Annotated in this window: 6 protein-coding genes; all 6 read left to right on the forward strand. The window is 64.0% G+C overall.

Going from position 1 to position 6,208, the window contains the following annotated elements; translation table 11 throughout:
- Positions 1–56: 56 nt before the first annotated feature.
- Positions 57–881, forward strand: a complete 825-nt coding sequence (locus tag Q0O40_RS14915; protein WP_295531624.1) for an ABC transporter permease — start codon at positions 57–59, stop codon at positions 879–881.
- The gene (locus Q0O40_RS14920; RefSeq protein ID WP_295531609.1) at positions 878–1,723 is read left to right on the forward strand and encodes an ABC transporter permease; all 846 of its coding nucleotides are present in this window, start codon (positions 878–880) and stop codon (positions 1,721–1,723) included. The genes Q0O40_RS14915 and Q0O40_RS14920 overlap by 4 nt, the downstream gene beginning before the upstream one ends.
- A gap of 3 nt (positions 1,724–1,726) precedes the next feature.
- Positions 1,727–2,845, forward strand: a complete 1,119-nt coding sequence (locus Q0O40_RS14925; RefSeq protein ID WP_295531612.1) for an ABC transporter ATP-binding protein — start codon at positions 1,727–1,729, stop codon at positions 2,843–2,845.
- The gene (locus Q0O40_RS14930) at positions 2,809–4,149 is read left to right on the forward strand and encodes an FAD-binding oxidoreductase (protein WP_295531615.1); all 1,341 of its coding nucleotides are present in this window, start codon (positions 2,809–2,811) and stop codon (positions 4,147–4,149) included. The genes Q0O40_RS14925 and Q0O40_RS14930 overlap by 37 nt, the downstream gene beginning before the upstream one ends.
- An 18-nt stretch (positions 4,150–4,167) precedes the next feature.
- Positions 4,168–5,511, forward strand: a complete 1,344-nt coding sequence (locus Q0O40_RS14935; protein WP_295531618.1) for a glutamine synthetase family protein — start codon at positions 4,168–4,170, stop codon at positions 5,509–5,511.
- 24 nt (positions 5,512–5,535) lie between these two features.
- On the forward strand, positions 5,536–6,208 hold a 673-nt coding region (locus tag Q0O40_RS14940; RefSeq protein ID WP_295531621.1), incomplete at its 3' end, for a spermidine/putrescine ABC transporter substrate-binding protein.

The raw sequence follows: 6,208 nt of genomic DNA on the forward strand, positions 1-6,208 counted from the left end.
GATATGAGCAGCAAGGCATGAGCGGATCCTGGCGGCAGGAGAAGCCGGCGTTCTTTATGGTGCTGACCGCGCCAGCGCTGTGGATCGTGCTGTTTTTCGTCGTGCCGCTCAGCGTGATCTGGGCCTACAGCTTTGGGCGGACGCTTGGCCTGACCGAAGTGGCGGTGACGGGGACGCTCGCCAATTATCAGCGGGTGTTCGATCCGGTCTATTTGCTGATTTTCGGAAAATCGCTGTTCTTTGCCGGGTTCACCACTGCGATCTGCCTCGTCATCGGCTTTCCTTATGCGCTGGTGATGACCTTTGCCTCCAATCGCGGCAAAGTCTTGCTGCTGCTGGGCATCATGCTGCCGTTCTGGACCAACCTGCTGGTGCGCACCTATGCGCTGATGGCGATTTTGCGCACCGAGGGGTGGATCAACAGCTTTGCAGGTCTGTTCGGCCTCGGCCCGTTCGAAATGCTCCACACCAATTTCGCAGTGATTGTGGGCCTCGTTTATGTCCACCTGCCGTTTATTGTGCTGCCGCTGTACTCGACGCTTGATCGGCTCGATCGCTCGCTGCTCGAGGCCAGCCTTGATCTTGGCGCGGGGCATTTGCGCACGATCTTTCAGGTGGTGGTGCCGATTGCCTGGCCGGGCATCGCCTCTGCGGTCATGCTCTGCTTCATCCCCGCGCTGGGATCGTACCTCACCCCCGATCTGCTTGGCGGGCCGGATAGCCAGATGATCGCCAGCGTGATCGAGCGCCAGTTCAAGCGCGCCAACGATTGGCCATTCGGCGCGGCGCTGTCGTTCATGTTGATGTATCTCACGCTCGCCGCGCTCCTCGTGCGCGCGTGGCAGGATCGGCGCAAACAGGCGCAGGGGGCCGCGGCATGAGCAGCAAGAACCGCCCCGGTCCGCTCGAATATGCGCGGCGCTGGCCGATGCTGCTGTGGGTCGCAGGTGTGCTGGTGTTCCTCTATCTGCCGCTGGCAAACCTTATCCTGTTCAGCTTCAACGACAGCCGCCGCACCATTCGTTGGGAAGGGTTCACCCTCGATTGGTATGCCAAGATGCTGGACGATGCGCCGCTGTTGGATGCTTTCGTCAATTCGCTGACCATCGCGGCGATCTCCACCGTTTTCAGCGTGGTGCTCGGCGCGATGGCGGCGATTGCGCTTTGGCGTTTCCGCTTTCCGGGCAAGGGGCTGTTCGACGGCGCGATCACCCTGCCGATCGTGGTGCCCGAGATATGCATGGGCGTGGCGATGCTGGTCTTTTTCGGCACAGTGATGCCTTGGCCGCGCGATCTGGTCTGGCCGCTCGATCTGGGCGCGATCATCATCGCGCACATCACCTTCAGCTTTCCCTTCGTCACGGTGGTGGTGCGCGCGCGGCTCGCCTCGTTCAACCGCGAGATGGAAGAGGCGGCGCGCGATTTGGGCGCGGGCGAACTGCGCGCGCTGTTCGATGTGCTGGTGCCCCATATCGCGCCTGCATTGATCGCGGGCGGGCTGCTGGCCTTCACTTTGAGCCTCGATGATTTCGTGATCACTTTCTTCACCGCCGGGCCGAACACGGTGACGTTCCCGGTGAAGATCTATTCGATGGTGCGCTTTTCGGTCACGCCCGAGGTGAATGCTGCCTCCACCGTGCTTATGGCGATCACCGTGCTGCTGACCGTGCTCGGTATGCGGATGCAGGGCAGCGATGTAACGAAGATTCAGGGAGGCCACTGAGCCATGGCAGACGGTCCGCTGATCCGGTTTGAGCGCGTGACGAAGCGATTCGACACTTTCATTGCGGTCGACGATGTCTCGCTCGATATTGCCGAAGGCGAGTTTTTCACGCTGCTCGGGCCATCGGGTTGCGGCAAGACCACTTTGCTGCGCATGCTGGCGGGGCTGGAAATGCCTACCGAAGGCCGCGTGTGGATCGACGGAGTGGACATGACCACCGCGCCGCCCAACAAGCGCCCGGTCAACATGGTGTTTCAGTCTTACGCGGTGTTTCCGCACCTGAACGTGGCGGACAACGTCGCCTATGGCCTTCGGATCGACCGCGTTCCAAAGCCGGAGCGCGACGCACGCGTGGCCGAAGCGCTGCGGCTGGTGAAGCTGGAGGAATTTGCCCACCGCAAGCCCGACCAGCTTTCCGGCGGACAGCGCCAGCGCGTTGCGCTCGCCCGCGCGCTGGTCAAGCGGCCGCGCGTGCTCTTGCTCGATGAGCCGCTGTCGGCGCTCGATGCCAAGCTGCGCGAGGCGATGCGCAGCGAACTGGCGGCAATTCAGGATCAGGTTGGCGTCACGTTCGTGATGGTGACGCACGATCAGGACGAAGCGCTGGCGATGGCCAGCCGCTGTGCGCTGATGAACCGGGGCACATTGCAGCAGGTGGCCCCGCCGGGCGATCTCTACGAATACCCGGCGAACCGCTTCGTCGCCGATTTCATCGGCACGATCAACATGGTCGAGGGCAGCCTCAGCCTGGACGAGCCCGATCAGGCGGCGGTGATCAGCCCTGCGCTGGATGTGCCGGTGTGGGTTGATCATGGGGTGACAGGCGCGCGCGCCGCGCCGGTCTGGGTCGGCATCCGCCCGGAAAAGATCACCATGATTCCGCAGGTCGCGGATCGCCCGGCTGGTCCTGCGGCCATGCCGCATGCGAATGTGACGCAAGGCGTGATCGTGCGCTCGGCCTATCTGGGCGGGCAGACGCTGTACGAGGTGGAAATTGCGACCGGCACGGTGCTGAAAGTCAGCCAGGCCAATGGCGCGCGCGACGCCAGCCCTGGCTTGCCCGCGGGCGCGGCGGTCTGGCTGTCATGGCCGCCCGGCGCGCCGGTGGTGTTGGTGGGATGACACTGTCGCGCAGCGGCGAGGATTTTGGCCGCCACGCGCCGTCATACTATGCCGCAACCGCGCCAGCTGGCCCCGATGCGCCTGCGCTGGAAGGATCGGAACGCGCAGACGTCTGCATTGTCGGCGGCGGGTTTGCCGGATTGGGCGCGGCGCTGGCGCTGGCCCGCGCAGGCAAGGCGGTGCGGCTGGTCGAGGCGGGACCGCTGGGCTGGGGCGCTTCGGGGCGCAACGGCGGGCAGGTGCACATGGGCTGGAATCAGGACCAGCCTTGGCTTGAGCGCAAGCTGGGCCTCGCCAAAGCCCGCGCGCTTTGGGACGTGGCGCTTGCGGCGCGCGAGCACCTTGACGGGTTGCTCGCGCTGGACCCCGATGCTTGCGACTTTCGCGCCGGCCATGTCCACGCCGATCACCGCGCGCGCTTCGTGGCGGGCAGCCATGCCCACGCGGCGCATATGCACGAGGTTTATGGCTATCAGGATTTGCGCGCAGTGGGGCGCGAAGAAATGCGCGCGCTGGTCGATAGCCCGGATTACCATGGCGGCATCATCGATGCGCGCGGCGGGCATCTCCATCCGCTGAAACTGGCGCAAGGGATCGCGCGCGCCGCCGCCGCCGCCGGGGCGGCGCTTCACGGCGGATCACCCTGCACCGCGATCAAGCGCTCCGGCGCGGGCTGGCGGGTGGAGACGGCGGGCGGCACGGTGGAGGCGGGCGCGGTGCTGGTGGCGACGGGCGGCTATGCCACCGGCCTCTTGCCGCGCATTGATGCCCACGTGCTGCCGATCAACAATTTCATCGCCGTCACCGCGCCGCTGGGCGCAGAGCGCGCGGTGCAGCTGATCGCGGGGGGGCGCTCAGTATCGGATTCGCGCTTCGTTGTGCGCTATTTCCGCATGACCCCCGATCATCGCTTGCTGTTTGGCGGCGGCGAAAGTTATGGCTGGCGCTTTCCCAAGGATATTGGCAGTTTCGTAAGGCCGCATCTGGAGCGGACGTTTCCGCAATTGGCGGGGACGCCGTTCGACTATGCGTGGGGCGGCACTCTGGCAATCACCCCCGACCGGCTGCCGCATTGCCAGGAGGTGCAACCCGGATTGTGGTCGCTGAACGGGTTTTCGGGGGTGGGCGTCGTGCTCGGCCCATATCTCGGGGCCGCTGTGGGCGAAATGCTGGCGGGGAAAGCGGGCGCGGCGTTCGCGGCGCTGCGGGTCTTGCCGGGGCCGCGCTTTCCTGGCGGGCCGGCCTTGCGCTGGCCGACAATGGTCGCTGCGCTTGGATTTCTGGGGCTACGCGACCGGTTTTGAAGATCAGGAGAATGCAACGTGGCTGAAAATTTCGCAGAATGGATCCGCAGCCACGGCATTGGCGAGGTCGAATGCCTTGTGCCTGATATCAACGGGGTGGTGCGCGGCAAAGTCTGGCCTGCCGACAAGTTCGTATCTTCGGTAGATTCGATGAGCCTGCGCCTGCCCTCCAGCGTGTTTTCGGTGACGATCACCGGCGATTATGCCGATAATGACGAGGACGACAGCCAGTACCGCGATCCGGACGTGACCTTGAAGCCCGATTTGCGCTCGATCTGCGTCGCCCCCGGCTTTCGCACCCCGACCGCGTTCGTTGTCGCCGATGCGCTGCACCGCGATGGCACGCCGTTTGAAAACGCGCCGCGCTATGTGCTGCAAAAGGTGCTGGACGAATTCGCCGCGCTGGGCTGGACGATGGTCGTTGCGCCCGAGCTGGAGTTTTACCTCACAGAGGTCAACGCCGATCCCGATCTTCCGATCCAGCCGCCGCGCGGGCGATCGGGCCGCGCCGAAAGCAGTCCGCAGCCCTATGGCCTAGAGTCCGTGACCGAATACGAGGACATCATCGAGGAAATCTACGACAATTCCGAGATCGCCTCGCTTCAATTGGATACGATGATCCACGAAAGCGGCACCGCGCAGTTGGAGATCAATTTCAATCACGGCGAGCCGGTGGCGCTGTGCGATCAGGTGGTGATCTTCAAGCGCATCGTGCGGCAAGTGGCGCTCAAGCACGGGGTCTATGCAACGTTCATGGCCAAGCCGATGGAAAGCCAGCCGGGCAGCGCGATGCACCTGCACATCTCGGCGCAGGACAAGGACGGGGTGAACCTGTTCGGCAACGAGCAGGGCCTGACGCAGGAATTTCGCTATTTCGTTGGCGGGTTGCAGCGCTTTTTGCCGCAAGTCGCGCCGCTGTTTGCGCCCAACGTTAATTCGTTCCGGCGGATGCGCCCGGCGCACTCCGCGCCGATCAACGTGCAATGGGGCATGGACAACCGCTCGTGCGGCCTGCGCATTCCGGTCAGTAACACCGGCGCGACACGGATCGAAAACCGCCTGCCGGGGGCCGACGCCAATCCCTACATCGCCATCGCCGCGACGCTTGCCTGCGGCTTGCTGGGCCTGCGCGGCAAGATCGAGCCGATGCCGCTGATCACGAGCAACGCCTATGCGCAGGAACGCACTTTGCCGCGCAGCCTCGATGCCGCGCTGAAGCTGATGACCTTGTGCGAGCCGGTGATCGGCATTCTGGGCGAGAGCTTTATCCGCGCCTTCGCCCGGATCAAGGAAGCCGAACTCGCCGCTTATGACGAAGTGATCTCCTCGTGGGAGCGCGATCACTTGCTGCTCAAGGCCTGATCGTTAGACTTTGGGGGGATTCGCATGGGATTATCGCGCCGGAACTTTCTGGCCGAGGCGGGCCTTGCCGGGATCGGGCTGAGCTTCGGCGGCTGCTCGGGCGCCGCTGCGCGCAAGCTGAACCTCTATACCTGGGATACTTACATCGGCGCGCATACGCTGGCGGACTTTGAAAAGGCCAGCGGCGTTGGCGTCGGGGTCAGCCTGTTTGCCAATAACGACGAGATGTTCGCCAAGTTGCGCAATGGCAATCCCGGCTACGACGTGATCGTGCCGTCGAACGATTTTGTCGAGCGACTGAGCGAAGCCGGGCTGCTCACCGCGCTCGATCACTCCAAGATCCCCAACCTCAAGAACATCGCGCCCGAATTTCTCAACCCGCCGTTCGATCCCGGCCGCAAGGTCACCGTGCCTTACACCTGGATCGTCACCGGCATCGGCTACCGCAAATCGAAAGTCGATGGCGTGCCCGACAGCTGGAAATGGGTGATCGATTCCGATCGCTATCGCGGCCGCATCGCGCTCTTGGCCGAGGCGAGCGAGTTGTTCGAGATCGGCGCCAAGTATCTGGGCCTCCCCGCCAATACCGACGATCCCGCCACTTTGGCGCGGATCGAGGCAGTTCTGACCAAGCAGAAGCCCTATATCGCCGCGTTTCACGACGATAACGGGCAGGACCTGCTGCTCGCGGGCGATG

The organism is Novosphingobium sp. Chol11 (genome assembly GCF_945870625.1).
In the GTDB taxonomy this organism is placed as follows: Bacteria; Pseudomonadota; Alphaproteobacteria; order Sphingomonadales; family Sphingomonadaceae; genus Novosphingobium.